Annotated in this window: 2 protein-coding genes; one reads left to right on the top strand and one right to left on the bottom strand. The window is 61.4% G+C overall.

Going from position 1 to position 2,910, the window contains the following annotated elements; translation table 11 throughout:
• Positions 1 to 347: 347 nt before the first annotated feature.
• Positions 348 to 1,532: a DNA-binding transcriptional regulator gene (locus VMA74_RS20635; RefSeq protein WP_325370446.1), complete on the top strand. Its 1,185-nt coding sequence runs from the start codon at positions 348 to 350 to the stop codon at positions 1,530 to 1,532.
• Positions 1,533 to 1,612: 80 nt separating this feature from the next.
• Here the strand turns inward: VMA74_RS20635 and VMA74_RS20630 are convergent, their stop codons facing one another.
• Positions 1,613 to 2,863, bottom strand: a complete 1,251-nt coding sequence (locus tag VMA74_RS20630) for an MFS transporter (RefSeq protein ID WP_325370444.1) — start codon at positions 2,861 to 2,863, stop codon at positions 1,613 to 1,615.
• Positions 2,864 to 2,910 lie beyond the last annotated feature (47 nt).

The raw sequence follows: 2,910 nt of genomic DNA, 5'->3' as shown, positions 1-2,910 counted from the left end.
AACATGTCCGTACCGGGCCACACGAAGTTGTGCCAGTAGCACACGGCAAGGCGGAGATGTTCGTCCATGCGCTTGCCCAGCACCAGGCGAGCCGGATCGTAATGACGAAAAGCCAGGGCGTCCTTGGCCGCCCCGGCCTGTTGGATGGGGTTGATGTGGTCGAAATAGCTCATGTGGTGCTCCTATGTACCCCTCGGATGCTGCAGTTCACTCCTTGTCCCTCGCAATTGCGAAATCTGCCATCGGCGCTGGGTTTTTCTTTGTCGCGTTGCGTCATGTGCCTGATCCTGCGAACTGTTAGCGTCGCGTTACGGCACACGCGGCCGTGCCTGGTTTGCTGCTCATCCATGACTAAGCCACATCGCATCGCACTGCTTTTCAACGCCAACAAGGTGTACGACCGGCAGGTCATCGCCGGCATCGGTCAATATCTCACCTCCACCCGCGTCAAGTGGGACTTGTTCATGGAAGAGGATTTCCGCAGCCGCACGGTGGGCATCCATCAGTGGCGCGGCGACGGCATCATTGCGGACTTCGACGACCCGGTGGTGTGCGAAACGCTGGCCTCCATGCCTATTCCTGTGGTGGCTGTAGGCGGTTCCTACGCGGACGAAACGCATTACCCGCACAACATCCCCTATGTCGCCACCGACAACCACAAACTGGTTCGGCTGGCTTACGACCATTTGATCGAACAAGGGCTGCAGCGCTTCGCCTTTTATGGCCTGCCGCCCAGCCCCGGCAACCGCTGGGCGCACGAGCGCGAAATCGCCTTCATGCAGATGGTCCGTGCAGACGGGCTGGAAGGCAGCGTCTATCGCGGCTCCTCCACCAGCGCAGGCGGCTGGGGCCGCGCGCAGGAAGAAATGGTGGAATGGGTACGCTCCCTGCCCAAGCCGATCGGCATCATCGCCACCACGGATGCGCGCGCCCGCCATCTGCTGCAGGCCTGCATCGTGGCGGACGTGCCGATTCCCGAGCAGATCGCCATCGTCGGTATCGACAACGACCCCATCGCGCAATTGCTCTGCCGCATTCCGCTCACCTCGGTGATCCAGGGCGCGGAAGAAATGGGCCGCATGGCCGCCCAGGTGCTGCACCAGATGCTGCACGGCGGCGACTGCTCCACCACCCGCGTGCTGGTGCCGCCGGTGGGCATCAACGTACAGGCCACCAGCCTGCATCAGCCGCTGAAGAGCGCCTACGTGATGCGCGCCAAGCATTACATCCGCCAATACGCCTGCCTGGGGATCAAGACCGAACAGGTGGCCGATTACGTCGGCATCTCGCGCACTTTGCTGGAAGAGCACTTCAAGCGCGAATTGAAGCAGTCGGTGCACCAGACCATTCTGGAGCACAAGCTGGAGATGGCGCGGCAGATGCTCGGCGATGCGGCCATCCCGCTAAGCGAAGTGGCCGTGCGCAGCGGCTTTACGTCGCTGCAGTACATGTACGCGGTGTTCCGGCGCGAGTTCAATTGCACACCGCGGCAATATATGGAGAACGTGCGCGAAGGGGCGCGTACGCATTGATGGGGTGGCGTAGGCTGGGACGACAATCCCAGCATCGCCATGCATGCCTATGCTGGGATTCGGCTACGCCTCGTCCCAGCCTACGGTTGGCATCCTTGCAACTTGGCGCTTTCTCCCGCCTCTTGTGCCATCGCCACGCCGCGCGCCTCTGGCCCGAACGCCATTAGAAGAATCAGCGCGACCGCCACGCTGCCGGCCACCCACATCAGGGCGTAGCCGTAGTCCTGCCCATGGCGCTGGGCGATCTCCGCCTGCAGCACCGGGTTGATGGCAGCGAGGAAATTGCCAAGCTGATAGACGAACCCCGGAAACGTGCCGCGAATCTCCGCCGGCGACAATTCGTTGAGATGTGCCGGCACCACGCCCCACGCACCCTGCACACCGAACTGCATCACGAACGCCGCCGTACACAGCATGTACACGTCACGGCTGTGCGACCACGGATACACCGCCAGCAACGCCAGCACGCAAGCCAGGATGATGGCTCGGCGGCGGCCGATCTTCTGGCTCAACATGCCGAAGAAGAGGCCACCCAGGATCGCCGCCACGTTGTAGACCAGCACGATATTAGTGAGCGCCACATGCGACAGGCCCAATTGCTTGCCGAGGAACAGCTTGGGGTAAATATCCTGCGTGCCATGCGAAAAGAAATTGAAGGCGGTCATCATAGCGATCGCGTACATCGTCAGCTTCGCATTGGCCTTGATGATCTGCCGCAAGGAACTCTTCGGCCGCTGCCGCATGACCTCGAATGCAGGGCTTTCGTGGATCTTGGCGTTGATGAAGAACGCCAACAACGCCGGCGCCGCCCCCACGAAAAACATGCCGCGCCAGCCCAGCGTCGAATAGCAAAGCCCGAACAACAGCGTCGCCAGGAAGTAGCCGGCCGGATAGCCCGCCTGCAACAGCCCCGATACCCAGCCGCGCCAGCGCGCCGGAATCGTCTCCATCACCAGCGAACTGCCCACGCCCCACTCGCCGCCCATGGCAATGCCGAACAAGGTGCGGATCACCAGGAACGATACGTACGACCAGGCCAGGCCGCTGGCAAACTCGAACAGCGAGTAGAGAACGATCACCAGCATCAGCGTCGGCTTGCGGCCATAGCGGTCGGCCATCCGGCCGAACACGAAAGCGCCTATCGCGCGCGACGCCAGCGTCAAGGTAATGGCCACGGTGATGCTGGTGATGCTTACGCCGAAGGTCTTGGCGACTTCGTCGAAGGTGAAAATCAGAATGAAGAAATCGAACGCGTCGAGCGTCCAGCCGAGGAACGCGGCGATCACGGTATTGCGCGCGCGGGCAACGTCGATGTCAGGTACGGAGGCCATAAATGTTCCTGCTGATACGAATCAAAAAAATCTGCTTAATAACTTCC

The organism is Dyella sp., from assembly GCF_035508675.1.
Taxonomy (GTDB): Bacteria; Pseudomonadota; Gammaproteobacteria; order Xanthomonadales; family Rhodanobacteraceae; genus Dyella_B.
This window is presented reverse-complemented; position numbering and strand designations above follow the sequence as displayed.